Annotated in this window: 25 protein-coding genes; 13 read left to right on the top strand and 12 right to left on the bottom strand. The window is 42.6% G+C overall.

The window, feature by feature from the left end:
* Positions 1-150: 150 nt before the first annotated feature.
* A complete protein-coding gene (locus tag LN995_RS16585; RefSeq protein ID WP_229962206.1) occupies positions 151-363 on the bottom strand; it encodes a hypothetical protein in 213 nt (70 codons plus the stop codon).
* Between the two features lie 156 nt (positions 364-519).
* Between LN995_RS16585 and LN995_RS16590 the strand changes: the two genes are divergently transcribed.
* The 5 genes from LN995_RS16590 (at position 520) to LN995_RS16610 (ending at position 4,887) form a co-directional block, all read left to right on the top strand.
* Complete coding sequence (locus tag LN995_RS16590) at positions 520-1,092, top strand: RNA polymerase sigma factor (RefSeq protein WP_229962207.1); 573 nt, start codon at positions 520-522, stop codon at positions 1,090-1,092.
* A 25-nt stretch (positions 1,093-1,117) separates the two neighbouring features.
* Positions 1,118-2,227: a S1C family serine protease gene (locus tag LN995_RS16595; RefSeq protein ID WP_229962208.1), complete on the top strand. Its 1,110-nt coding sequence runs from the start codon at positions 1,118-1,120 to the stop codon at positions 2,225-2,227.
* A 160-nt stretch (positions 2,228-2,387) separates the two neighbouring features.
* Entirely contained in the window at positions 2,388-3,107 is a 720-nt protein-coding gene (locus LN995_RS16600; RefSeq protein ID WP_229962209.1) for a fasciclin domain-containing protein, read from the top strand.
* A 406-nt stretch (positions 3,108-3,513) separates the two neighbouring features.
* Positions 3,514-4,047 (top strand): hypothetical protein, encoded by a 534-nt coding sequence (locus LN995_RS16605; protein WP_229962279.1) that lies wholly within the window; start codon positions 3,514-3,516, stop codon positions 4,045-4,047.
* A 213-nt stretch (positions 4,048-4,260) separates the two neighbouring features.
* A complete protein-coding gene (locus LN995_RS16610; RefSeq protein WP_229962210.1) occupies positions 4,261-4,887 on the top strand; it encodes a DUF4142 domain-containing protein in 627 nt (208 codons plus the stop codon).
* Positions 4,888-4,965: 78 nt separating this feature from the next.
* Here the strand turns inward: LN995_RS16610 and LN995_RS16615 are convergent, their stop codons facing one another.
* Positions 4,966-5,514, bottom strand: a complete 549-nt coding sequence (locus LN995_RS16615; protein ID WP_229962211.1) for an arylesterase — start codon at positions 5,512-5,514, stop codon at positions 4,966-4,968.
* 422 nt (positions 5,515-5,936) lie between these two features.
* On the opposite strand from LN995_RS16615, the gene LN995_RS16620 reads away from it, so the two are divergent.
* The 3 genes from LN995_RS16620 (at position 5,937) to LN995_RS16630 (ending at position 10,600) form a co-directional block, all read left to right on the top strand.
* On the top strand, positions 5,937-8,015 hold the full coding sequence (locus LN995_RS16620) for a carboxy terminal-processing peptidase (protein ID WP_229962212.1): 2,079 nt from the start codon (positions 5,937-5,939) through the stop codon (positions 8,013-8,015).
* A 96-nt stretch (positions 8,016-8,111) separates the two neighbouring features.
* The gene (gene ggt, locus LN995_RS16625; RefSeq protein ID WP_377469084.1) at positions 8,112-9,863 is read left to right on the top strand and encodes a gamma-glutamyltransferase; all 1,752 of its coding nucleotides are present in this window, start codon (positions 8,112-8,114) and stop codon (positions 9,861-9,863) included.
* A gap of 374 nt (positions 9,864-10,237) precedes the next feature.
* A complete protein-coding gene (locus LN995_RS16630; RefSeq protein ID WP_229962213.1) occupies positions 10,238-10,600 on the top strand; it encodes a DUF2489 domain-containing protein in 363 nt (120 codons plus the stop codon).
* A gap of 86 nt (positions 10,601-10,686) precedes the next feature.
* Here the strand turns inward: LN995_RS16630 and LN995_RS16635 are convergent, their stop codons facing one another.
* Positions 10,687-11,073 (bottom strand): hypothetical protein, encoded by a 387-nt coding sequence (locus LN995_RS16635; protein ID WP_229962214.1) that lies wholly within the window; start codon positions 11,071-11,073, stop codon positions 10,687-10,689.
* A gap of 551 nt (positions 11,074-11,624) precedes the next feature.
* Here LN995_RS16635 and LN995_RS16640 point away from each other — a divergent pair.
* Both LN995_RS16640 and lysS read left to right on the top strand, forming a co-directional pair.
* On the top strand, positions 11,625-12,653 hold the full coding sequence (locus LN995_RS16640) for a helix-turn-helix domain-containing protein (protein WP_229962215.1): 1,029 nt from the start codon (positions 11,625-11,627) through the stop codon (positions 12,651-12,653).
* Positions 12,654-12,874: 221 nt separating this feature from the next.
* Positions 12,875-14,401, top strand: coding sequence for a lysine--tRNA ligase (gene lysS, locus LN995_RS16645; RefSeq protein ID WP_229962216.1), 1,527 nt, complete (start codon positions 12,875-12,877; stop codon positions 14,399-14,401).
* 85 nt (positions 14,402-14,486) lie between these two features.
* Here the strand turns inward: lysS and LN995_RS16650 are convergent, their stop codons facing one another.
* The 3 genes from LN995_RS16650 to LN995_RS16660 form a co-directional block, all read right to left on the bottom strand.
* Positions 14,487-15,080: a YtxH domain-containing protein gene (locus LN995_RS16650; protein WP_229962217.1), complete on the bottom strand. Its 594-nt coding sequence runs from the start codon at positions 15,078-15,080 to the stop codon at positions 14,487-14,489.
* A gap of 239 nt (positions 15,081-15,319) precedes the next feature.
* Positions 15,320-15,619 (bottom strand): YtxH domain-containing protein, encoded by a 300-nt coding sequence (locus tag LN995_RS16655; RefSeq protein ID WP_229962218.1) that lies wholly within the window; start codon positions 15,617-15,619, stop codon positions 15,320-15,322.
* 208 nt (positions 15,620-15,827) lie between these two features.
* Positions 15,828-16,220, bottom strand: coding sequence for a CsbD family protein (locus LN995_RS16660; protein ID WP_229962219.1), 393 nt, complete (start codon positions 16,218-16,220; stop codon positions 15,828-15,830).
* 180 nt (positions 16,221-16,400) lie between these two features.
* Here LN995_RS16660 and LN995_RS16665 point away from each other — a divergent pair, with 180 nt between their 5' ends.
* From LN995_RS16665 to LN995_RS16675, 3 genes are all read left to right on the top strand, one after another.
* On the top strand, positions 16,401-16,634 hold the full coding sequence (locus tag LN995_RS16665; protein WP_229962220.1) for a Kazal-type serine protease inhibitor family protein: 234 nt from the start codon (positions 16,401-16,403) through the stop codon (positions 16,632-16,634).
* Positions 16,635-16,654: 20 nt separating this feature from the next.
* Entirely contained in the window at positions 16,655-17,026 is a 372-nt protein-coding gene (locus LN995_RS16670; protein WP_229962221.1) for a cupin domain-containing protein, read from the top strand.
* Between the two features lie 220 nt (positions 17,027-17,246).
* On the top strand, positions 17,247-18,749 hold the full coding sequence (locus LN995_RS16675; RefSeq protein WP_229962222.1) for a M28 family metallopeptidase: 1,503 nt from the start codon (positions 17,247-17,249) through the stop codon (positions 18,747-18,749).
* Between the two features lie 84 nt (positions 18,750-18,833).
* Here the strand turns inward: LN995_RS16675 and LN995_RS16680 are convergent, their stop codons facing one another.
* The 6 genes from LN995_RS16680 to LN995_RS22075 all read right to left on the bottom strand — a co-directional run bounded on the left by LN995_RS16680 (position 18,834) and on the right by LN995_RS22075 (position 23,955).
* On the bottom strand, positions 18,834-19,646 hold the full coding sequence (locus tag LN995_RS16680; RefSeq protein WP_229962223.1) for an enoyl-ACP reductase FabI: 813 nt from the start codon (positions 19,644-19,646) through the stop codon (positions 18,834-18,836).
* A gap of 83 nt (positions 19,647-19,729) precedes the next feature.
* A complete protein-coding gene (gene recN / locus LN995_RS16685) occupies positions 19,730-21,409 on the bottom strand; it encodes a DNA repair protein RecN (protein ID WP_229962224.1) in 1,680 nt (559 codons plus the stop codon).
* Positions 21,410-21,550: 141 nt separating this feature from the next.
* Complete coding sequence (locus tag LN995_RS16690; protein WP_229962225.1) at positions 21,551-21,781, bottom strand: hypothetical protein; 231 nt, start codon at positions 21,779-21,781, stop codon at positions 21,551-21,553.
* A gap of 75 nt (positions 21,782-21,856) precedes the next feature.
* A complete protein-coding gene (gene porD / locus LN995_RS16695) occupies positions 21,857-22,759 on the bottom strand; it encodes a type IX secretion system protein PorD (protein WP_229962226.1) in 903 nt (300 codons plus the stop codon).
* Complete coding sequence (coaBC, locus tag LN995_RS22070; RefSeq protein ID WP_317206965.1) at positions 22,752-23,411, bottom strand: bifunctional phosphopantothenoylcysteine decarboxylase/phosphopantothenate--cysteine ligase CoaBC; 660 nt, start codon at positions 23,409-23,411, stop codon at positions 22,752-22,754. Before coaBC ends, porD begins: the two co-directional genes overlap by 8 nt.
* Entirely contained in the window at positions 23,395-23,955 is a 561-nt protein-coding gene (locus LN995_RS22075; RefSeq protein ID WP_317206966.1) for a flavoprotein, read from the bottom strand. Before LN995_RS22075 ends, coaBC begins: the two co-directional genes overlap by 17 nt.
* Positions 23,956-23,958: the final 3 nt, after the last annotated feature.

Below are 23,958 nucleotides of genomic sequence, written 5' to 3' on the forward strand. Positions count from 1 at the left end.
CGTTTATACATCGCAACTTGAATTAGCTATCAAAATTTAGTACCATCTAAATAGCTACCGGAAAAACGCAAAAGGGCCTCAGGCATTATGCCTGAGGCCCTTTTAATATTCTGTAGAACTATAAGTTGATGCCTGTAGTTCCAAAAAAGATTACTGAACTACAGCAGTAGTGTCAGTAACAGTAGCATCAGTAGCAGCAGTATCTTCTACTACAGTTTCTTCTAAAGGAGCAACTTCTTCTTCAGTTGTTACTTCAGTAGCTTCAGTTTCAACAGCCTCAGTTTCAGTAGTATTTTCGCTAGAGCAAGCAGTGAAAGCAGTGAAAGCAAAAGCAACGATAGCGAATTTGAATAAATTTTTCATTTTTGTGTTTGTAAGTAAGTGTTATTGGTTTCGATTTTGATGTTCATACCGAAACCGGCCATAGGTAACCCGGCTTTTAAAAAAAAAATTAAAATATTTTTTCCAGAGGTTTTGTGGGTTACAAAGTGCGACTATTTGTATTAAAAAATGAACGGAATGAAGAAGAGCTTGTATGAGACGGATGTGGCGATAATGGAAGGCATCCGGAATAATGACGAAAGAGCCTTGGCTTACCTGTACAAGCTCCATTACCCTATGATATCGCACTTTATCTTGAATAACAGTGGAACTGATGATGAGGCAAAGGACATTTATCAGGAGGGAGTTATTGTTTTCTACGAAAAGATAAAAGATAATACTCTGGAACTCAGTTGCCAGATAAAGACTTACCTGTACTCGGTATGCAGAAGGTTGTGGTTAAAACGGCTAGCAGAAAAGGGGCGCTATGCTAATAAAATAGATGACTCTGAACCTTACCTTCCGCTGGAAGATGATGTATCAAGGCATGAAGAGCAGGAAAAGCAGTTTGGCGTAATGGCATCGGCATTAGAGGAAATCGGAGAGCCTTGCCGCACACTGCTGGAAGATTACTACATACGACTACAAAACATGCAGGATATTGTAGAGAAATTTGGCTATACCAATACCGATACTGCCAAAAACCAAAAGTACAAGTGCCTGCAACGTCTTAAGAAGATATTTTTCGCAACCTACAAGCCCGAGGTATAACAGGGTTACACAGTATGAAAGGCCTTTGGCCAAGGAGAAGACGAAAATGATTGACTATCGCGTTTACGAACAGATTGAACGCTACCTGAACGGAAATATGGAAGCAGCGGAACATGCTGCTTTTGAAGCTCTTTTACATACCGACTTGCGGCTTGCCGAAAAAGTGCGTGAACACAAGCAGATGATGCAGTTAATGCAGAAGATGGGGCAACGCGAGGTACTCAAACAAAAACTTAATGTCTTTCATAAAGACATGGAAATTGAAATGGCTGCTACCGAAACGACTCCTGTCTGGAAAGTTTTCTGGAACCGCCATGTCCAGACAATTACTGTAGCGGCCAGTGTATCGCTGTTGTCAGTTTTTGGGACTTTGTGGAGTGTGCAACAGCTAAAAGCCCCCGTTAAGCAACAGGCAGCCCATTATGTAGAGCTCAGACGCGAGGTAGAGCGCCTGAAGAAAAACCAGACGGCTATCATCAATGGTATCAACGATGCTTCTAAACCTGCTCCACGTCCTGCAGCATTTAGCGGTACCGGTTTTGCCATTAGCTCTGAAGGTTATCTTGTAACGAGTTCTCACGTGGTGGAAGGGGCCGATTCTATCATGATTGAAAATAAAGCCGGTTTAAAGTTTAAAGTAGATGAAGTGTACCGTGATCAGATTCACGATTTGTCTATCCTGAAAATAATAGATACCTCCTTTACAGGCTTTGACAGGCTTCCTTTTACTTTTAAAACCACTGAATCTGATTTGGGTGAAAGCGTATTTACCTTAGGGTACCCTCGCGAAGACATTGTTTTTGGAGAAGGTTCTCTTAGTTCTTCATCAGGCTTTGAGGGTGACACAACCTCTTATCAGATCTCTATACCACTTAACCCTGGCAATAGCGGAGGTCCTTTATTAGACGAAAAAGGTAATCTTATTGGTGTGATTAGCGGAAAACAAGCAGGACAGGAAGGCGCAGCCTTTGCAGTTAAGTCTGCTTACCTGCTGCAGATGATCAGTGAACTGCCTTCAACTGCTACAGACGGGCCTATCCCGCTCCCCAAAAAGAACAATTTATCAGGCAACACCAGGCCACAACAACTTAAAAAGTTAAAAGACTACGTTTTTGTAGTAAAGGTTTATAATTAATTAGTTAATCATACTTACGTTTTAGCTAAGAAGCTATTATAACAGAGCATTAAATACCTTTATAGTTACATTACCTTAACAATTTTGGTTATAATCAGTTTAATATACTAAGTGAAGATACAAAACATCTTACTGATTGTTTAATTAAGATTGAAAACTTATGAAAAAGATAATGCTAAAACCAATTGCAGCTATGACAGTGGTAGCCTTTACCATGTTTAGCTGTGCAAGCTCTAACGAAAACATGGATAACTCTACCGCTATGGACAGAACAACCATGAGCGAAACCCAAGCTATGGCTGGTGATACAGACATGGGCACAAGCACCAATACTTCTACTGGCATGAGTTCTAATACCAGTGCGAATATGAATAGCAGCACTTCCTCTTCAACTGTGGATTATGGTGCCATGTTTGATGACATTGAGAATACAGAACAATACGATGTGCTTACTTTAGCAAGAACTAACCCGAACTTGTCTACTTTCGTTGACCTGGTTGAAAAAACAGGTATGGATGCTGCCTTAAGACAGAACGACCAACAGTTTACGTTGTTCATCCCAACAAACGAAGCATTTCAGAACTTATCTAAAGAACGTTATGCGTTTTTGATGGACCCTAATAATAAAGCTGAGCTTATGAAAGTTCTTCAGGCTCACTTCTTACCATCTAAAGTGTCATCAATGGAATTTAACAGTACACAGCGTATAGAAAGCGGTGATAAGTATATTCCTGTTGATGTAAATATGAATGGTACTTCCGTTTCAGTAGGTGGTGCTACCATTGTAAAGTCAGATGTGGAAACGTCTAACGGTATTATTCATATAGTAGATTCAGTTATCGATCCGGATAATTTTGATGACACCACAATACGTTACTAAGCAAGTACGCAGCTTAGTCAAACTAAGCTAGTATAGAACAAAAAAGCCTTTCGTATTGAAAGGCTTTTTTGTTGCTCCTGAATCAAATCAATGCATGTGAAATAAGCTTTTATGATAGCATAAGCATAGCTCAGTAAATGATTAGTAGAACACTCATGTACTTAAAGTAGAATGGCTTACTGCACTTGCACACGTATTGACTTTTATTCAAGCGCAACAAGAAAGGAATGTACAAGGCTCGATCAAACTAAATATAGCTATACTCTGATAATAAACAAAGTACATTAACGAGTCTGTAACTCTACGATCTGATCATCGTTAATAAAGAATATAAATAAAATGTCTAAGCAGCTTAGGCAGCACATTTTTTTGACCGATTACTTTTGAACAAAACAAAAAAACTATGATGAATAACACAGATAATTCAGGTATGCTAACCGCAATGTTCCGTGACAGAGATAGCGCTGAGCGCGCCTACAATGAAATCAGAGCACGCGGATATGATAAAGACGATGTAAATGTCATAATGTCTGATGAGGCTCGTAAGCGCCACTTCGCAGATGATGACGCAGATGATACAACAGAACTCGGAAATAAATCTTTAGAAGGTACCGGAGCTGGTTCAGCTATTGGTGGTACACTAGGTGCTATTGTGGGCGCTATTGCCGCTATTGGTACTTCAGTAGCAATTCCAGGCCTTGGCTTAATTGTAGCTGGTCCGTTAGCAGCTGGTCTAGCTGGTGCTGGCGCCGGTGGTTTAACTGGTGGCTTAATAGGTGCCCTGATAGGTGCTGGTATTCCAGAAGAACGTGCTAAGGTATATGAATCCGGAGTTAAAGAAGGTAATATAGTGTTAGGCTTTAAGCCTCGAAGTGCTGAGGATGCTCGCTATTTTGAAGAGCATTTCCAGAATAACCGCGGTGAGCACGTTTACTATTAATTTTCGCTCCCACCAACTATTCTATTAATAAGCCAGGCTTTCTGCGGAAAGCCTGGCTTATCTTTTTTTATCAGGCATAGCTGAACCAGTTAAAAGCCTTTGTTAAAGTCTATCCTCTATAAAGCAACAGCTCGCCGCCAAGTTTCAGGCACCGACAAACAATTTCCGGTAGTTTCGTATGCTTATAGGTATAGAAAACCAATACTTAAAACTATGAAAAAATACATGATAAGTGCTTTTTGCTTTGTTAGTGCTCTTATGTTTGCATCCTGCAACTCAGACACTCAGACACAGAACAATGAGCAACAAGCTGTAAATGGAACACCACAGGTAGCCCCGGACTCTGCTCTTACAGAGGACAAGCAAGAACTTCTGATGTTTGCTGCACGCAATAACATGCTGCAGGTAGAATTAGGTAGGTTAGCAGTTTCTAAAGGCAGTACAGACAATGTACAGGAGTATGGTCAGCAACTAGTTGACTGGTACTCCAATAAACAAAACGAGCTACAAGAGCTGGCACAGCAGTACAATGTATCATTACCAACATCTATGAACGATGAACAAACGGAGCATATAAAGGAAATTCAGGAAGCTGATGCCAATGAGTTTGATTCAGAATATTGGGAAAGTGTGACAGACGCACAGAAAGAAGCTATAAGCCATTACGAGGATAACTTAAACGATATAGAAGAGGCTAATGCTACGGCTTTTAGTTTATGGGCTCGTAACACATTAAAGGAACTACAGGCACAAAGGGAAGCTGCGGAGTCGATGGCTTTTGAACTTAACAACCGTGATGGAGGCATATCAAGAAATATTCGAAATGATAACTCCAACTAAACGACAGTCCATTAGCAGGATTAAGATTAACTGTTAAATATAAGGGCGAAGCTTTGCTTCGCCCTTATATTTAAGCTCTTATAGCAAGTCTTTCAACACACCCCATATGTGTTTGGCCAGCACCTTTTGCCCCTCTGCATTTGGGTGAACACCGTCTGGGAGGTTCAAATGCCGCATGCCTACTACCCCTTCCAATAAAAAAGGAAGAAAGACCACGTTGTTCTGGGTAGCCAATTCCCGAAACAGCTTTCTGAATTCTGCAGCATAACGACCTGGCACAATGTCTGGTATCTCCATTCCTGCCAGTATAACCTTCACATCCGGGTATTTATGTTTTACCTTATCTATTATTTCCTGCAGGTTATATGTTGTCTCGCGTGTGGGGATGCCTCTCAGGCCATCATTAGCACCTAGTGCCAATACCATTATGTCAATAGGCTGCTCCAGCCATCTTTCTATCCTGTATACTCCTCCGGCTGTAGTATCACCGCTAAGACCTGCATTTATTACTTTATAGGTATATCCCTCCTGCTCCAGTTGTTTCTGAATCAGAGAAGGATAGGCCTGTGAGGCCATTAACCCATACCCAGCCGTTAAGCTATTTCCAAAAAATAAGATTGTTTTCATAGTACTTAAATATCAACTGCTCCGCGTAAACTAATATCGTTCTGAAACATACAGGTATAAACAAGAAAGGGTTATCTCCTACTAATCTCCTTCCACTCTCGGGTTTACGAACAAGGTAAGGTACCGTAAAGCACCTGCAGTTCTACAGCTGTTTAGCATCTTTTATACCGCTTACACCTCATTAAAACAAAAAAAGGAGGCTATAGCTATAATATAAACACCGATAAACCTTAAAAAAAGATACACAATCACTGATTTTGATTTAAAACATATATATTGATTTGACAACTTTTTCCGCTACATTACATGTTATTCACAAGTATGCAGAAGCTTCCTTAATCTACGGCATTACTTTTGCGTATACCTTTATAGTTAACATAATTAAATAGATGCTATCATTGACAACCCGAATAAAAATCCTAATGTCGGTAGTCGCAGTTATACTGCTGACAGGCTCGTTCATACTTTACAACAACAACGTATCTAGTGAACCTGAAGGTAAGAATGAAATCCTGATCAAAGCCTTAATGCAAGGCTTGAGCTCCGGCCACTACCAACCTGAAAAGCTTGATGACTCTTTCTCAAAGAAAGTGTTTAACCTGTATCTGGACCGCCTGGATTATAACAAAAAGTACTTACTGGCTTCAGACGTTAACCAGTTGCGCAAATACGAAACAACTGTAGACGATCAGCTTAAGCAAGGCTCTTATGAGTACTTTGATGTTGCTACAGATTTGATAGACCAGCGCATTAAGGAATCTGCGGCATATTATAAAGAGATTCTTGATAAGCCCTTCGACTTCAGCAAAGATGAAAGTGTAGAGTTAGACGGTGAGAAGTTAACCTTTGCCAAAGACAAAGCAGAGCTAAAAGAGGCTTGGCGTAAGCAGTTAAAATACCAGACATTGGTACGCTTAGCTGATATGAAAGAAACACAGGATTCTGCAAGTACTAAAGGTGAAGAAGTAGAGCAAAAAACTCCTGAGCAGATGGAGAAAGAGGCCCGAGAGAAAGTAAAGTCATCTTACGATGACCTTTATAAGCGCTTAAGCCAGATCAATCGTGAAGACCGCCGTGCGGTTTATATCAACTCTATCACGAATGTATATGATCCGCATACAGAGTATTTTCCACCAAAAGCTAAATCTAACTTCGATATTGCCTTTACAGGTAAATTAGAAGGTATAGGTGCCACACTACAGGAGAAAGATGGCCAGATTAAAGTAATGGAGATTGTACCTGGAGGCCCTTCTTATTTGCAAGGTGACCTGAAGCCCGGCGATGTTATCCAGAAGGTAGCACAAGGCGATGAAGAGCCTGTGTTGATCGAAGGAATGCGCATTGATGATGCTGTACAACTGATCAGAGGTAAAAAAGGCACAATAGCACGCCTTACAGTTAAAAAGGCCGATGGTTCTATCAGAGAAGTTGCCATCACGCGCGATGTAGTTATCATTGACGAAACATACGCTCAGTCTGCTTTGATTAATGGCGATAAAAAAATCGGTTACATTAAGTTACCTGGTTTCTATGCTGACTTCGAAAATAAGAACGGGCGCTTTAGTGGTGCCGATGTAAAGAAAGAAGTAGAGAAACTGAAGGCTGACGGCGTAGAAGGCATTGTACTTGACTTACGTAACAATGGTGGCGGCTCCTTGTCAGATGCTATTGAAATGGCAGGCCTGTTTATTGACAAAGGCCCTATCGTGCAGGTTAAAACAGCAGCAGGAAAAGCAGTAGTGCTAGACGACCGCGATCCGCAGGTGCAGTATGCCGGCCCACTGGTAATTCTGGTTAACTCCAATAGTGCTTCTGCCTCAGAAATTCTGGCAGCTGCAATGCAGGATTATAAGCGTGCTGTAATTGTAGGAACACCAACATTTGGTAAAGGTACTGTGCAGCAGTTCTTCGAACTGGATGATGCCCTACCATCACAATTTAATGCTTATAAGCCTTTTGGAGCACTAAAACTGACTACCCAGAAGTTCTATCGCATAAATGGAGGCACAACCCAGCTTCGTGGTGTTACACCAGATGTTATTCTTCCGGATGCATACAGTTTCTTAGACTTTGGGGAGAAAGAGCAGGATTACCCGCTTCCATTCGACGAAATTGCTCCAGCTAATTACAAGCCATGGAATAAGCTGAATATATCTCAGATACAGACGAGCAGCCGTAGCCGCATAGCCCAGAACAAGAGCTTTCAGCTTGTAAAAGAAAGTGGAGAGAGACTAAAAAAGCAGGCGGATAATACAACCCGTTCACTAAAATTAGCCAAGTACATGGAAGAAGAGCAGAAAGCGGAAGAAACAAATAGACGCTTTGAGGAAGCACAGAAAGAAGTTCATGCACTGCAGGTTTCCAGACTGCCTCAGGACCTACAGGCAATGGGCCAGGACACTGCTTCAGTTGCCCGCAGTAAAGAGTTCTTAAAAAGCCTTAAAAAAGATATTTATGTTGAAGAAGCAGTAGCTATCATCAGCAAAGATATAAAGCAATAGAAGTTACTTTAAAATGTATTAGAAAGCGTCGGTTATATATAACCGACGCTTTTTTTGTATATTACCTTTTATAAATCTTCCATAAAGTTTCTGCTTATGATAAACTTCTCTCATTCAGGAAAGCATTCTCTTGCACATAATACAAGAATATGGCTTTTATTGCTGGCCTTATTGCCGCTACTGTTAAGCAACTGTAGTACCTCAGGTAGCAAAACCTCAGCACCATCTGCCAGAGGCCTTACCGCCGAAAAAGCAATGGTCGTATCAGCACATCCGGATGCTTCCCGCATAAGCATGGAAGTCCTTAAAAAAGGAGGAAACGCTTATGATGCCGCCATTGCCACACAGTTTGCCTTAGCTGTAACACATCCTGCGGCTGGTAATATTGGCGGCGGCGGCTTTATGGTTTATCGCCATCATTCCGGAGAAACCGGGGCACTCGACTACCGTGAAATGGCTCCTGCATCTGCCACAGAAACTATGTATCAGGATTCGGCAGGCAATGTAATCGAAGGATTAAGTACCGCAGGGCATTTAGCTGTTGGCGTACCAGGCTCTGTAGATGGCATGGTAAAGATACATCAGAAATTAGGCTCCCTGCCTTTCGCAGAGTTAGTGCAACCTGCTATTGACTTGGCCAAACGTGGGGTAGTGCTTACCGAAAAAGAAGCAAATGGTTTAAACAGCGCCAGAGAGAGGTTTATAGAGAATAATAAGCACCTGCCTTACTTAGTTCGACAAGAGCCCTGGCAGACAGGCGATACGCTGCGCCACCCAGACCTTGCCCGCACCCTGGAACGCATCCGAGACAAAGGCCGTGAAGGATTTTATGCCGGGGAAACAGCTGATCTGTTCGTAAAGGAAATGCAGAAAGGTGGCGGTATTATCACTCATAAAGACTTAAGAAATTACAATTCTGTTTGGCGACAGCCAGTAAAGGGCAAGTACAAAGACTACACAATTATCTCTATGTCGCCTCCTTCCAGTGGTGGAGTGGCCTTGCTACAACTCTTAAACATGGTAGAACCTTATGACCTGAAAGAGTATGGCTGGCAAAGCACGAAAACTGTTCAAGTATTAACCGAGGCTGAGCGCCGCGTGTACGCAGACCGTGCCACATATTTAGGCGATCCTGACTTTGTGAAGGTGCCTGTAGAACAGTTGCTAGACCCAACTTATCTGAAAGAGAGAATGACTTCTTTTACTTTTGATAAAGCAACACCATCTGCAACAATTAAAGCAGGCGATTTGCTCGTCTATGAATCAGACCAGACAACGCACTTTAGCATAATAGACCAATTTGGCAATGCTGTATCTATTACCACCACCCTTAATGGCAGTTATGGCTCAAAGGTAATGGTAGAGGGTGCAGGGTTTCTGCTTAACAACGAGATGGATGACTTTAGTATAAAGCCGGGCGTTCCGAATATGTTTGGCCTGATAGGAGGCAAAGCCAACGCTGTTGAGCCAGGCAAACGCATGCTTAGCTCTATGACGCCTACCATTTTAGAGAAAGATGGTAAACTGTATATGGTAGTTGGCACCCCTGGCGGCTCTACTATTATCACCTCTGTGTTCCAGGTAATACTAAACGTAACAGAGCATGATATGAGCATGCAGGAAGCCGTAGCAGCTCCACGATTCCATCACCAGTGGTTACCGGATGAAATTCAATACGACCCTAATGCCATATCATCTGCCGAAGTAAAAAATGAGCTACAGCAGAAAGGATACAAGTTACAGGAACGAGGACCTTTTGGCCGTGTAGATGCCATTCTGGTTTTACCGGATGGTAAGTTGGAAGGCGGAGCAGACCCGCGTGGCGATGATGCTGCTGCTGGCTTTTAATTATCTTTCGATTTGTCAGTTCCCTTTTACAGGTTGCCTTTCAAGGAACTCTATCACTACTATTAGAATGAATGAGTCAGCTCCTAAATGAATGAAAGGCACATTCGCTGTAGTGCAATTCCTGTTAAGCCACTACAAAAATATCATTTGCAACTTTTATGACTATAGAGCCTAATTAAAAGTAAAGGATGATGGAGATTCTATATAATTACTATATTTCTTTAGCAAGATATTATAATGAGAACGCATAAAATGATTGTTGCTGCCCCAAAACCAGAAGGAAAATGGTCAAACCCACCTTCGCACATAGTGCCAATAACTGTATGTTCACGTTTCCGAATAGTTGGGCTGCATTACAATCATAGAAATTTCGAATGACTCTAGAAGAAAAGGAAAGGCAAAGGTTCATTAACAAAATGGTATCTAATGCAAGAGCCGTTATTTCCAATCAAGTGGCTATACCTTTAGGAGTTTATAAAATGAATCAAATCATTAGCTGGTTAGAACCTTATAAAAAGACTGATGATGTAGATGTGAGCATCTTTCGAGACTATGATTTAAATGTTGATGATTTACCTGTTGGAACAGAAAGGCTCCAATGGAATATTGAAAAACTCATTGAATTTGAGAAAGAGTTTGACGAAACCAACAGGAAATTTAAAGCTGATATTCTTAGGAAGTGTAGAGAACTAATTAATACTTATGCTTCCAATAACTCCGAAGAAAAAGAAGAATAACGTCCTGTGTATATCTTATGCTCCGGCTGATGGCCTCGCACATGGTGTACACGGGACGTTAAGCCAAAGTGAAATAAACGGTCCTTTTACTTTTGTTTAGCTATGAAGCCAGCTACGTAAACACCAAGTGCTGTAACGCCGGTTACTGTCATCAGGCCAAATACGGTGGCTCTTCGGTTGAGTACCTCTTTGGTAAACTTCTGCTTTGCCTCCGAACTTGGTGACACTGCCTGTGTTAACATACGTGCTGTCATGCCGGTTAATAAGGTAGTTACACCCACTGCTACATGAGCACTAGTTCGGTTTCCTGATTTTATACCAAGAGTTAGAAATAAAAGGGAACCTCCTACAGCCGGAGGTATAAGCGCTGTTTTAGGCCTGCTTTCATTCAAAAAATAACTTGTTAAGCCTGCTGCTATAAGCGTGGCTGCATGAACATTATTGAAGATATCTGGTCTGTCTGTTATGGCCATAGTATAAGTTGTTATTTCATTTGTAATAATTGTACCTTCAAATGCTCTAAAGGTTTAACGAAACACTCAGAAGCTTTCAGAAAAAATATTTAAATTTTCTCTAACGCCTTTTCCAGGTCCTTTATCAGGAATTCAGGATCTTTCAAGCCAACATGCTGCATATTATAGCGCATGTCAGCTACCGCTTTGCAGGCAAAGTTGCTGGTTTGTACAACAGGTGGTGCTACAGCATTATAATAGTGTTCCGCTCCTCTCCCAGTTTGTTTATAATGTAAGAAAGCTCCATAGATGATATCGAGAGTATAATGTTGTTATATATAGTTGAGACTATCTGTTTAACTACCAAACTGCTCCTAAAGTTGAGCTTTACCCGCCTTAACTTCTTAAGAATCAGAACCGAATACACGTTGCCTTACTAGTACTTAACCTAGGCTTCCTCTTCTTAAAAGGAAATTTACAACTTGTTGATAATCAATAATTTTAATTCAATAAAAAGATCATTTTTAAAGCCTTTTTTGCAACTGATAATGTCCTCTGAATGTTGTATTTACATGAAAGAGCAAGCAGAAGAAAACGTGTATTCCATCTATCCAGAAGAGCAAAAACAACTGGGCAAAGAGTGGCAAAAGTCTATTCCGGCACAGGTGTTTCTTAACTACTTTTTTGCAATCAATTACCACATAAAGCAGAACGATAACAATAGCTTAGATCAGCTGGCATTTTTCGGAGAGGTAAAGCCAGCACTGAGCGAACAGGATGTAGAGGCTGTAAAGAGACTACTGCTCAATTGCTGGAGCACTGAATATGCTTTAAGAGCTACAGCTGAATTAGGTGATGAAGCTTATATGCGCAATGCTCTGCACTGGACATTTCCGCAAGCATTTTATACTGTATTTGCTAGTCTACAAGCTTTTTTATATACCAGAGGAGTAAATTCTAATAACGAAGCACTCATACTGCGTGAAGCAGGTCGCTTGGTGGTAAAGAATGCTTACCCACAAGCCGTAGGTTTTTATGCTGCCGGCCATTACGACGATTTTAACATCCGCCGCCTGCCTTTAGCACATTACAAACCAAGTTTGCAGATAGCTGGCAAAGAACTGGAAGCACAGGCACAGATAGGCCAGTTTTTACGCACAACACGCCGCCAAAAGGCTAAAGTAATTAGGCAACAGGTACAGGCAAACCCTGTCACGGCTATCCGAAGCAGTCGCAATAATGAAGTGTTGCAAAAATTCGGACCCCAGCACTGGCAACAGATAACCTGGCGCTTAGGCTATACTACTATATTTGATTTGATGGCACGATTGCGTATCTCCTCATCACACAGAGAGATAGAACGCTTTGTGCAAGCTGAAATTGATTTTAAGCTGTTCCATGAATCACTGCTGGAAATTGTAAGCTACCTGAACAACACACACGAAAGTTATGTAGCACAGGCGATGGGTTTACAACAGTATGAGGGATTTGTTAACGCTTTACCGCCGCATTTACAAGGTTCTTTTGTAAAAACAAGGTTAGAAGAGCAGACCAGGCCTTTACTGCAGGACAACAACTACAGCATGGGAGCAGCAGCATAAGTATTCTTTTTTTCCTTTGATTTAGCCCTTGCATAATTTACCTGCAAGGGCTTTTTGTTTTAATAAGTGAATAATACAAGGTTGATCATTCAGCACAACTCTCGCCCCAAAGTCAGAAGAGAGCCTCCTTATTGCTAGCGTCTTAAAAATAGCTTTCAAAGCTGCTAACTATTTAGCAATTTTGTAGTTTGATTTAAACTATCACTTATAGTACAGAACGCATGCAACTGAGCGAACAGGAACTACGCAGACGCCACGAGCGCGAAGAGCTCGAAAAAATGGGCATCAACCCATATCCATCAGAGCTATTTGAAGTTACTGCCACTGCCAAGGAGATAAAGGAAAATTTCGATAAGGAAAAGAACAACTATCAGGAAGTAAGCCTTGCTGGCCGCCTGATGAGCCGCCGTGTAATGGGTAAAGCCTCTTTTGCTGAGTTAATGGACAGCACAGGACGTATCCAGATCTACGTGTCGCGCGACGACATAGCTCCTGACGAAGATAAAACCATGTACAACACCGTGTTCAAGAAAATGCTGGACATCGGTGACTTTATTGGTATAAAAGGATATGCTTTCGTAACACAAGTAGGCGAAATTTCGGTGCACGTAACAGAACTGAAGTTGTTAACAAAGTCGCTGAAGCCATTGCCTATCGTAAAGCGTGAGGTAGATGAAAACGGCGTAGAGCATGTATACGATGCTTTCAACGATCCTGAACTGCGTTACCGCCAGCGCTACGTAGACCTGGTGGTAAACCCTAATGTGCGCGAAACATTCAAGAAGCGTACGCAACTGGTTAACTCCATGCGCAGCTTCTTGAGCAACAAAGGTTATCTGGAGGTAGAGACACCGATTCTACAGCCATTATATGGCGGCGCTGCTGCACGTCCTTTTAAAACACACCACAACACCTTAGACATGACGCTGTACCTGCGTATTGCCAATGAGCTGTACCTGAAGCGTTTGATAGTAGGTGGTTTCGACGGTGTATTCGAGTTTGCGAAAGACTTCCGTAACGAAGGCATGAGCCGCTTCCATAACCCTGAGTTTACGCAGGTAGAACTATATGTAGCCTACAAAGATTATAACTGGATGATGGACCTAGTAGAAGCAATGGTAGAGAAAGTTGCTTTAGACTTACATGGCACTACAGAGGTACAGGTTGGTGAGAACGTTATAAACTTCCAGCGCCCCTGGAAGCGTTTCACTATGTTCGAGGCCATTGAGCATTTCACTAAGATTGATATCTCTGAAATGGATGAGCCGGAACTACGCCAGACAGCGACCAAGCTAGGTATTAATATTGATCCTAAGTTAGGTAAAGGAAAAATTATCGATGAGATCTTCGGTGAAACCTGTGAGCCATATCTTATTCAGCCTACTTTTATTACAGATTATCCTGTAGAAATGAGCCCGCTGGCCAAAAAGCACCGCAGCAAGCCCGGACTGGTAGAGCGTTTTGAAGCGATCTGTAATGGTAAAGAAATCTGTAATGCATTCTCTGAGCTGAATGACCCAATAGATCAGCGTGCACGTTTTGAGGAGCAGTTGGAGTTAGGCAAGCGTGGAGACACAGAGGCCATGGTGCTGGATGAAGACTTTCTGCGTGCCCTGGAATATGGTATGCCACCAACAGCTGGTTTGGGTATAGGTATAGACCGCCTGAGCATGATCATGACGAACTCGCATTCTATACAAGATGTGTTGTTCTTCCCTCAAATGAAACCTGAAAAGAAAGAAGAATAAGATTCATTCAATTCTGATTCTATAAACAAGAAGCGCCTGCTATAGTATAACAGGCGCTTCTTGTTTATAGAACAAAAGTTAATTACTATTCTATCATACCAGGTTGCTTGCCTGATACGCCAGGGCCACCAGTGGCAGGCTTATTTCCTCCTGTTGGTGGAGGTGTTGATGTACCAGTATTTCCAGCACGGCTTCCGCCTACAGTACCAGTTGTACTAACTGGACCACCTGCAACGCCAGGTTGTTTGCCTGCATCTTCAATCATGGCATCAACTCTTGCATCGTCATGCTTGTTTGTATCTGTGTAAGGGCTCTTCTGAACTTTACCTCTTGTTTCTTCACTTTTATTGCCGTCCTTTTTGCCCATTAAGGAATTTGCTTTTTCCATGCCGGCATTATATCCCTTCGTTAGCTGATCAGTAATTTTAGAGGCTGACTCAGTAACTCTTTTACGTACGTCTTTGCCTTTTTCAGGAGCCAGTAATATACCAGCTAATATACCTACACCAGCACCTGCTATTAAACCGGCAGCTAGTTTACCAGCTCCAGATCCATTACTGCTATCGTTTCTTTCTGCTTTGGCAGCACTTGTATCTTTCTGTCTGATTTGTTTAACAGATGAAGTTGTGTAGTTTCCTTTATCTTCGCCAAGCGATCTGCATTCCAAACGTGTTTTCATAGTTTTATTTTATTTATTATTGTAGGGCCCTTTTATTGGGTACTAACAATATAAACGAAAGTATCCGCTGAAGGTTAAGCTTATGTAAAGTAAAAGCGCCTGTTCCAATATATGAAACAAGCGCCCTAATCAATTTGAATAAAATATCTTACATAACAAGCCTTCTTATTACGCAACATCAGTGAGTCATAAAGAAGATAGTTTACCTAAGTCTCACTTAAATATTAAAGTTCATAAACTTAAGCGTTATCGCCTGAAGCCGAAGTATCCGATGATTTTCCTGTTTTTTCTTTAACAGCATCTGTTGCTTCTTTCGCTGCACTGCTCATTTTGCTCATGGCTTCGTTGCTTCTGGTTTTGATTTCATCCAGACCAACCTGTAAGTTTTTCTCCAGGTCTTTGCTAACCTTATTTGCCCAGCTTTTAACGCTTGTACGAGTAACTTCACCTGTATCAGGCGCCATTAAAAGTCCTGCAACAACGCCGGCACTGGCACCAGCCAAAAGAGCTAGCAATATCTTTCCGCTATTGTCTTTCATAGTATTTAGTTATAAATGGTTAAGATTAAATTCTTCAGTTAATATACTACTATTATGTAATATAGTAATTTTCTAACGTGAACTATAGCATTAAGTTATACCTATACTAAAGAATTCTATTATACAGCGTTTAAAGCTTAAAAATTAGCTTACTGGCTTGCATTAAGACTATATAGTACAAGTTGGCTTAGCGGATATACAGCTCTGTTTATTTACCGGAAATAAGATGCATAATTTCATCCTTGGTTTTGCCGAGTCTGCGTTGCAGGCGCCCCAGCAGTTCCTGCTCTCCTCCTTCCTGATATTCCAGGTCCTCTTCAGTCAGTTCATCATAGTTCTGTCTTAGCTGTCCTTTTACATCCTCCCATGAGCCATGCATTACCAGTTGGTCGTCTTCCTCGCTGTTGCCTTCTCCAGACTTCAGGCTCTCTGTCCAGCGTTTTACTATATTATTAAGGTCGTCACCTGTTTTTGTGAGCGTACGCTTCACTGTATCTAGTGTACCTTTGCCACTGTCTGGGGCCAATAACATACCGGCAGCAACACCTGCTCCTATACCAGCTAAAGTAGCCAGTAAAATTTTCCCATTATCTTTATTCATAGTCAACAGTTGTATTAAGTTTTTAAATGCAGTGGGCGTTTATATAGTAAATAATAAAAGTATACACTGCACGTTAATATTTCTATTTTTACGCTTCAAACTACATACGGCTACACTACTTACTTAGTTTATCTGCTATTTAGCATGTATAAAAGCCCAAACCCTTTATACTATAGACTTATGAAAAAGACGTTGGTTATTTTCTCTACCTTGTTGTTTGGCATTTCATCTTCCTGCAAAACCTCAGAAAGTACCGTTTGCATTGACCCTGATAAAGTAAACCCCGATACCATCTGTACAATGCAGTATGCCCCTGTATGTGGCTGCGATGGCAAAACCTACAGTAATGCCTGTGAAGCCGAAAAGGCAGGTGTTACGTCTTACACCAAAGGTGAGTGCAGTTCCAGCAATTAAACATGTAAAAACAGCTACACATGAGCGATAAGAAATATTTTAAACAAACGAAGCCCTTTGTAGTACCGACTACCGATGGCAAGCTGATTGAAGAACATTTTGGGAAAGCGTCTACAGAAACTTCAGCTTTCAGTGTTGCCCACATGGTTGCCCCACCCCATTGGAACGAACCCCATCAGACACCGGACTTTGACGAAATAACCATTGTGCTACGCGGTAAAAAGCTGATTGAGATAGATGGTGAAGCGGTAGAAGTAAGTGCAGGAGAATCTATATTAGTTAAAGCAGGCACCCGCATTCGCTACGCAAACCCTTATGACGAAGAAACAGAATACTGGTCCATCTGCATTCCGGCATTCGATATCAACGCTGTACACCGGGAAGAAGGGTAAGTTCCTACTCTGGTAAGCCTGACCTCCTTGGATAACAGAGATATTTACATTATCACCTTAGAAAATCTCATGCTCTCATTTTCAGGGTATGAGATTCCCTATTTTATATAAGCCTTACGCTTTGTCACTATCTCTCCTTTTGTAGTTCCAGAAGTTGATTTGGTGTTTGGCAAAAAAATCAGTTATTTATACACTTCATCATACCTACTAACCTAACTTAATGAAAAACTTATTCTTTTCATCTTTATTTGTGGCAGTGGTTGCTTCGGCATGTACACAACCACCTGCTGCTTCCTCATCTGAAAGCCCAAACAAACCACCTGCTCTTTCATCTATTCGGGAAGATGAGCTTCGGGAGGACATTTTCACTTTGGCAGGGGATGATATGCGAGGAAAAAGAGCTGGAACCGTAGACGAACTGCGGGCTGCTGCCTGGGTAGCAGAGCAGGCCCGCCAGGCAGGCTTGAAGCCTGCTGGTGACGATGGTACTTATTTTCAGTTCTTTCCTCTCCGAAGAAAGCAAGTAGCTGAAGAAAGTAAGCTACAGGTTAATGGTCAGCCACTAACTCTTTGGGAAGATGCCTGGGTCACATCACCAGTGGCAGGCAACATAAACAATGCCCCTGTCGTGTGGCTGAAGTCTTTAGCCGATACCACCGGGCAAGACTTCACAGGAAAAGTTGTAGCCATGTCGTTACAGCCTCCGGCCACACTTCCTGCTAAGGGTATGAGTTTGTGGGGTTACCGCTACATTTTGTCTGCTTTACGGCAGCAAGCCACCACATTAAGATCGCAGGGAGCCAGTGCCATTGTATTAGTGTCAGATTCTATGGCAGAAGCAAACCTTGCTTTTGCCGGACACGGTTTTGAGGAAGGAACTTACCAATTAGAAGATGCTGCCAACAATCAGTACGGCAGTAGTACACCTCTCATCCTAGTTAAACAAAAGTTTGCCTCCAATCTGCAGCAGGCACAAGCCAAAATAACAGCTGCTATAAACGTAAATAGCTATGTTTATCCATCTATAAATGTAGTAGCTGTAGCACCAGGTACTGACCCGGAGCTTCGTGACGAGTATGTACTATTCAGTGGCCATCACGACCACGATGGTGTTGGCGTACCGATAGACGGAGACTCTATCTGGAATGGTGCTGACGATAATGCTTCTGTAAGTGTAGCTTTGCTAGCTATAGGCCGCGCCTGGACCCAGAGCCTGGGTAAACGTTCCGCCTTGTTTGTGTGGCATGGAGCTGAAGAGCGAGGATTGTTTGGTTCACGCTGGTACGCAGAGCATCCTACAGTAGAAAAAGAATCGATAGTGGCTGTATTAAATGGTGACATGATAGGGCGAAATGCTCCTGATTCTGCTGCCTTACTGGGGGCTATCCCTCCTCACCGTAATTCAACTAATTTAGTTAACATGGCAATGCAGGCAAATGAGCAACTTACTAAGTTTACCGTAGATACCTCCTGGGATGAAGCATCTCACCCGGAAGGCTGGTACTTCAGAAGCGATCATCTTCCTTATGCCCGGGCCGGTATTCCAGCAATCTTCTTTACCACATTACTACACCCTGATTACCATACTCCCCGCGATGAGCCAAAAGGGATTGATATTTCTAAACTGGCCCGTATGACGCAATGGATGTATGCTACTGGCTGGGCCGTTTCTGAAACAGCTGAGCGTCCTGACGTTGACCCGGGAGCAAAGCTGGAACGGTAAGAGTTTGAATCTATTACCGATAAACAAAAGTGGCTGCCTCTGTTTAGAGGCAGCCACTTTTGTTTTGATCAAAAAGCAATAAGCTTATTTGCTCATGGCGTCTACTATATCTTCTGAAATACCCATGGTTGAGAAACCTCCATCGTGCATCAGGTTCTGCATAGTTACCATTTTAGTAAGATCAGAGAACAAGGTAACACAATAGTCAGCACATGCATCGGCGGAGGCATTGCCAAGCGGAGACATTTTATCAGCATAGTCATAGAAGGCATCGAAACCACCTACACCTGTACCGGCTGTTGTCTTAGTAGGAGACTGAGAGATAGTGTTTACACGTACCTTTTTAGCTTTACCTAATCGATAGCCATAGTTACGGGCAATAGACTCCAGTACAGCTTTGGCCTGTGACATATCGGTATAGTCAGGGAATACACGTTGTGCCGCAATGTAAGAAAGTGCCACAATAGAACCCCACTCACTCATAGCGTCCTGCTTTTCGGCCACATGCATTACTTTATGGAAAGATAATGCAGAGATATCCAGCGTTTTCAGGAACCAGTCGTAGTTCAGGTCGCCATAGGATTTGCCTTTACGGACGTTCGGGCTTGAGCCGATTGAGTGCAGTATAAAATCAATTTTACCACCTAATATTTCCTGAGCCTTTGTAAACAGGTTTTCCAGATCCTCTACAGAAGTAGCATCGGCAGGTATGATCTCTGCATTACAGGTTTCGGCCAGCTTATTTATTTCTCCCATACGCATGGCAATAGGGGCATTGGACAGCACAAATTCAGCACCCTCTTCTTTGGCACGTAAAGCCACTTTCCAGGCTATAGACTTTTCGTCCAATGCGCCAAAAATGATTCCTTTCTTTCCTTTAAGTAAGTTATAGGACATGTCTTTATAGTTTTATTGTTTCTCTCTAAATCCGGCTACTTTCAGCATTGCCAAAATTAAGGCAGCAATATAAGCATAACTATTTATAGTGAAAGCAACTCTTTAGCACTTTGATACGCATTTGCACTCGGATTTGCTCCTGCAATCATGTGTGCAATCTCATCCACACGCTCCTGCTCATCCAGTTTTCTTACCCGGCTGATAGTACGGTCTTCTCTGTCTTCCTTAAACACAAAGTAATGAGAGTCGCCCTGTGCCGCAATCTGAGGCAAGTGTGAGATAGCTATTATCTGATGCTTCTGCGCCATTTGTTGCATCATCTTTCCAACTTTTACGGCTACTTCTCCTGAAATACCTGTATCAATTTCATCAAACACAATGGTAGGCAGCGCTGTTTTGTCTGCCAGCATATATTTCACGCTCAACATTAAGCGGGAAAACTCACCACCAGAAGCTGCCTTACTAAGAGACTGTGGCTGTGCTCCTTTGTTTGCACTAAATAGAATACTGATTTCGTCGGTACCAGTGGCAGAAGGTAATATAGCGTTATGCTGAATAACGATGCGGGCATTTGGCATACCTAACTCTGCCAGCAAACTATAAAGCTCCTGTTCAAATTTACCAAACGAGGCTTTACGACGCTCAGAAAGCACCTTCGCTTTCTCCAGCACGTCTTTCTCTGCCTTCTCCATTGCTTTCTGAGTTTTCGCTATAGCGGCATCCAGATTCACCACACTGCCAACCCTATTCTCCAGGTCGCGCTGAATATCCTGCAACTCGGCTAAAGTTGATACCTGGTGCTTGCGCTGCAGAGTATAAATCATATCCAGGCGCTCCTGCACTTCAGTAGCACGTATTGGATCTGCTTCCATATTGCGTTCGGCATCTTCCAGTTCACCGGCAATATCGTTCAGCTCTATCATACAGCTTTCCGTACGGGTACGTAACTCATCGTATACGGGTGAAAAGGACGATAGCTGACCGATCAGGTATATTGTATCTTTTAAAGCCGAGGTAATATTAAACTCTGATTCTGTCAGGTATTGTACTGCCTGTGTCAGCTTTAACTTAATATCTTCAGCATTCTCCAGTTGTTTCAGCTCAGACTCCAGGGTTTCCTGCTCTCCTTCCTGCAGGTTTGCCTCTTCCAGCTCATTCAGCAGGAAAGCATGGTAATCGTGCTCTTTCTGTGCCTGGGCAAGTTGGTCTACCAGCTTTTTGTGGTCAGACTCAAGCTTTTTATACTTGCGGTAAGTATCATGGTAAACCTTTAAGTAAGATAAATTACCCGCATAAATATCAAGTGAAGTATTACCGGCATACACGTCGAGTATGTTTAGCTGATAACTTGTATCGCCAAGCTGTAGCGTGTCGTGCTGCGAATGGACATCCATCAGGTTCTCCCCTATCTTCCGGATTACATCAAGCGTAACAGGCGTATCATTAACAAAAGCACGCGACTTACCGCTTGGGCTTATTTCCCGGCGCAGAATACACTGATTATCAAAGTCAAGGTCTTCCGCTACGAAAATTTCCTTTAGGTTGTAAGAAGAAATATCAAATACGCCCTCAATTACACATTTCTGTTCCTGATTAAACAGCAACTTACTATCCGCCCGGTTACCAAGCAGTAAGCCTATGGCACCCAGCATAATAGATTTACCGGCACCAGTTTCACCTGTAATAATATTCAGCACCGGCGATGGGTTCATCTCCAGCTTCTCTATTAAGGCGTAGTTTTTAATTTTAAGATCTATCAGCATAAGAAATAAGACACAAGACAATAGACATAAGATAAAGACTTTTTGCCTATGCTTAGTTCGCTATTTTGTTCTTTGTAAAAGCTTGGTTAAAAATCAGAAACTTTACGTTAATGCACAGGCTCAGTAACTGCTCTTGTGCTTTCAGTAAGCTGTTTCTCTGTCGTAAATAATTTCCTCTATCTGCGGCAAAGGCATCACATGCCTGCCTTCCCGCTGGTCTTGCATTACTAACTGCTCTGCTGTCACTTGTTTAAGTGAGCCATGTAAGACTACTCTGTTACGCAGCACTACCTGCACCACAGGGCGTTGTAATAGCTCCTGGGCATGTTGTACAATATCTTTTCTTAGAATTCGGGTTTGGCGCTTTCCCATGTAGTGTATCAGATGGTCTGGCAGCACTATCTGCCACCGTGAAGTTACACTCTTTCTGTGAGATTTGGAAAAGGATTAACGCTGTAGCAGCACTTCGTATTTAGAGTTATTGGTTGGGTCTACCTGCGATAGAATAGAGTATGCCTGCTGCTTTTCGGCTGGAGCAGCTGTTTTAAACATATTGGTTAGCTCATCAGCTTTCGCATCGAAAAATGAACGCAAAATGGCAGCACCAGGCTTCTGTTGTTGCAAACGCTGAACATTGGCCAATACATCTAACACAGATTTACGTGCTTTTTCCGGGTCTTCAGCCATGATGTCTATTCCCTGGCGGTGCATTATGTAAATACCCTCGCGAAAAGACTGGAACTGCGGGTCCTGCAGGTTGTCAATCATCCAATAACGGTTACGGTTATCTTCAAATGGTTTCCAGCCTGGGTAGCTTCCCTGCGAAGAAGCCACATTCAGTATACTGCGTGCCTGGTCAAAAGCAGCGGCTCCACCTAACTTTCCGAAGCTGTCGTTATCCATCCCTATCATCATATAGGCATAAAAAGCAAGCATGGAGGTCAGGTTAGAGGTATAACCGTTATCGGCATATTCTAACTGTTGTGCATTACTGAACTGGAAGGTCCAGTCTTTGTCTATGAAAGAGAAAAGCGTAGACTCGTACGCGGTACCATAAGCCGGGCGCACAGATAAAACCTGCACATTAGCCTTGAAAACACCTATTTCCGGCATTTCTGTCAGGTTAATAAGCAGGCGGCACTTAATACGTTCGCTTGTGCGGTAAGGCTGGTTTGTCCAGCGGCGGTTGTTCATAAACTCGAAAATGCGTGTTTGCATATCCTTGAACAACTGCCTGTCTGTATATTGCACCTGCTCGCTGTTAACCACTACATCACACTGCAGCTCCTGCGCTTTTGCACTCCAGGCTGCTACACAACACAACAGCAAAACCAGTACTTTCTTAAGCATGTAATCGCTCCCAGATTAAATTTACAATATCCTGTGCCACCTCATTTTTTTGCTTCAGTTCAAAAGCAGTAACAGCGTCAGGCTCAATTATGGTTACTTTATTTGTGTCATGCTTAAAACCTGCGCCTTTATCATTCAGCGAGTTCAGCACAATCATATTCAGGTTTTTCTTACTGAGCTTTTCCCGGGCATTTGTGCTCTCGTTATGCGTTTCAAGTGCAAACCCTACCGAGAACTGCCCCGGCAGCTTTACTTTCCCCAGTTCAGCTGCTATATCAACGTTCTTAACAAGTTCAATGGTAAGGTCGTTTCCTTCTTTCTTTATTTTTTTATCGGCAACTACTTTAGGCTTATAATCAGCTACAGCAGCGGCATATACTATAATATCGGCTGCAGGAGCTCGTTCTTTTACAGCCTCATACATTTGGTCGGCAGAAGTAACTGCTGTAACGATAACAGCCGGGTTGTCTATGTCTAAACAAGTAGGGCCGGATACTAATTGTACAGTAGCTCCACACTGCGCAAAGCGCTCTGCTATTGCAAAACCCATTTTACCTGTAGAGTGGTTCCCTATGAAACGAACAGGATCTATAGCTTCATAAGTTGGGCCTGCTGTAAGCAGCACTTTTTTACCCTTAAACGATTTTTCCAACACCCGAAAAGAAATTCAATAGCACTTGTACAATCTCCTCTGGCTCAGCCATACGGCCCTGGCCCACAAGACCACTGGCTAACTCGCCATGTCCTGCCTCAATTATATGGTTGCCGTACGCCTGTAACTTTCTGAAGTTATTCTGCACAGCCGGATGCTGATACATATCCAGGTCCATGGCGGGGGCAACAAAAACAGGGCAGCGGGCAGAAAGATAAGTAGCACTAAGCAAATTATCGCAAAGGCCGTTGGCTAGTTTGGCAACTGTATTGGCACTGGCAGGAGCCAATACCATGGCATCGCCCCAAAGGCCCAGTTCCACATGATTATGCCACACACCAGTATCATCTTTCACAAACTGGCTAAGTACTGGCCGCTTAGAAAGAGTAGCCAAGGTAAGAGGGGTTATAAATTCAGAAGCAGAAGCCGTCATAATGACCTGTACTTCTGCTTCTGCTTTAATGAGCTGGCGAACAAGAAGCGCTGACTTATACGCAGCGATACTTCCGCAAACTCCCAGTATTATTCTTTTATGCCGGAGCATAGG

It is taken from the genome of Pontibacter silvestris, assembly GCF_020907275.1.
Lineage (GTDB): Bacteria > Bacteroidota > Bacteroidia > Cytophagales > Hymenobacteraceae > Pontibacter > Pontibacter silvestris.

Bases quoted from the DNA above. Each gene is read 5' to 3' on its own strand.
- LN995_RS16670 (WP_229962221.1), top strand. From the start codon at position 16,655: ATGAGCGATAAGAAATATTTTAAACAAACGAAGCCCTTTGTAGTACCG.
- LN995_RS16690 (WP_229962225.1), bottom strand. From the start codon at position 21,781: ATGGGAAAGCGCCAAACCCGAATTCTAAGAAAAGATATTGTACAACAT.
- LN995_RS16675 (WP_229962222.1), top strand. From the start codon at position 17,247: ATGAAAAACTTATTCTTTTCATCTTTATTTGTGGCAGTGGTTGCTTCG.
- porD (WP_229962226.1), bottom strand. From the start codon at position 22,759: ATGCTTAAGAAAGTACTGGTTTTGCTGTTGTGTTGTGTAGCAGCCTGG.
- LN995_RS16680 (WP_229962223.1), bottom strand. From the start codon at position 19,646: ATGTCCTATAACTTACTTAAAGGAAAGAAAGGAATCATTTTTGGCGCA.
- LN995_RS16615 (WP_229962211.1), bottom strand. From the start codon at position 5,514: ATGAAAACAATCTTATTTTTTGGAAATAGCTTAACGGCTGGGTATGGG.
- LN995_RS16640 (WP_229962215.1), top strand. From the start codon at position 11,625: ATGAAAGAGCAAGCAGAAGAAAACGTGTATTCCATCTATCCAGAAGAG.
- LN995_RS16620 (WP_229962212.1), top strand. From the start codon at position 5,937: ATGTCGGTAGTCGCAGTTATACTGCTGACAGGCTCGTTCATACTTTAC.
- LN995_RS16635 (WP_229962214.1), bottom strand. From the start codon at position 11,073: ATGGCCATAACAGACAGACCAGATATCTTCAATAATGTTCATGCAGCC.
- ggt (WP_377469084.1), top strand. From the start codon at position 8,112: ATGATAAACTTCTCTCATTCAGGAAAGCATTCTCTTGCACATAATACA.
- lysS (WP_229962216.1), top strand. From the start codon at position 12,875: ATGCAACTGAGCGAACAGGAACTACGCAGACGCCACGAGCGCGAAGAG.
- LN995_RS16665 (WP_229962220.1), top strand. From the start codon at position 16,401: ATGAAAAAGACGTTGGTTATTTTCTCTACCTTGTTGTTTGGCATTTCA.
- LN995_RS16630 (WP_229962213.1), top strand. From the start codon at position 10,238: ATGACTCTAGAAGAAAAGGAAAGGCAAAGGTTCATTAACAAAATGGTA.
- LN995_RS16660 (WP_229962219.1), bottom strand. From the start codon at position 16,220: ATGAATAAAGATAATGGGAAAATTTTACTGGCTACTTTAGCTGGTATA.
- LN995_RS16610 (WP_229962210.1), top strand. From the start codon at position 4,261: ATGAAAAAATACATGATAAGTGCTTTTTGCTTTGTTAGTGCTCTTATG.
- LN995_RS16650 (WP_229962217.1), bottom strand. From the start codon at position 15,080: ATGAAAACACGTTTGGAATGCAGATCGCTTGGCGAAGATAAAGGAAAC.
- LN995_RS16590 (WP_229962207.1), top strand. From the start codon at position 520: ATGAAGAAGAGCTTGTATGAGACGGATGTGGCGATAATGGAAGGCATC.
- recN (WP_229962224.1), bottom strand. From the start codon at position 21,409: ATGCTGATAGATCTTAAAATTAAAAACTACGCCTTAATAGAGAAGCTG.
- LN995_RS16655 (WP_229962218.1), bottom strand. From the start codon at position 15,619: ATGAAAGACAATAGCGGAAAGATATTGCTAGCTCTTTTGGCTGGTGCC.
- LN995_RS22075 (WP_317206966.1), bottom strand. From the start codon at position 23,955: ATGCTCCGGCATAAAAGAATAATACTGGGAGTTTGCGGAAGTATCGCT.
- LN995_RS16600 (WP_229962209.1), top strand. From the start codon at position 2,388: ATGAAAAAGATAATGCTAAAACCAATTGCAGCTATGACAGTGGTAGCC.
- LN995_RS16585 (WP_229962206.1), bottom strand. From the start codon at position 363: ATGAAAAATTTATTCAAATTCGCTATCGTTGCTTTTGCTTTCACTGCT.
- LN995_RS16605 (WP_229962279.1), top strand. From the start codon at position 3,514: ATGAATAACACAGATAATTCAGGTATGCTAACCGCAATGTTCCGTGAC.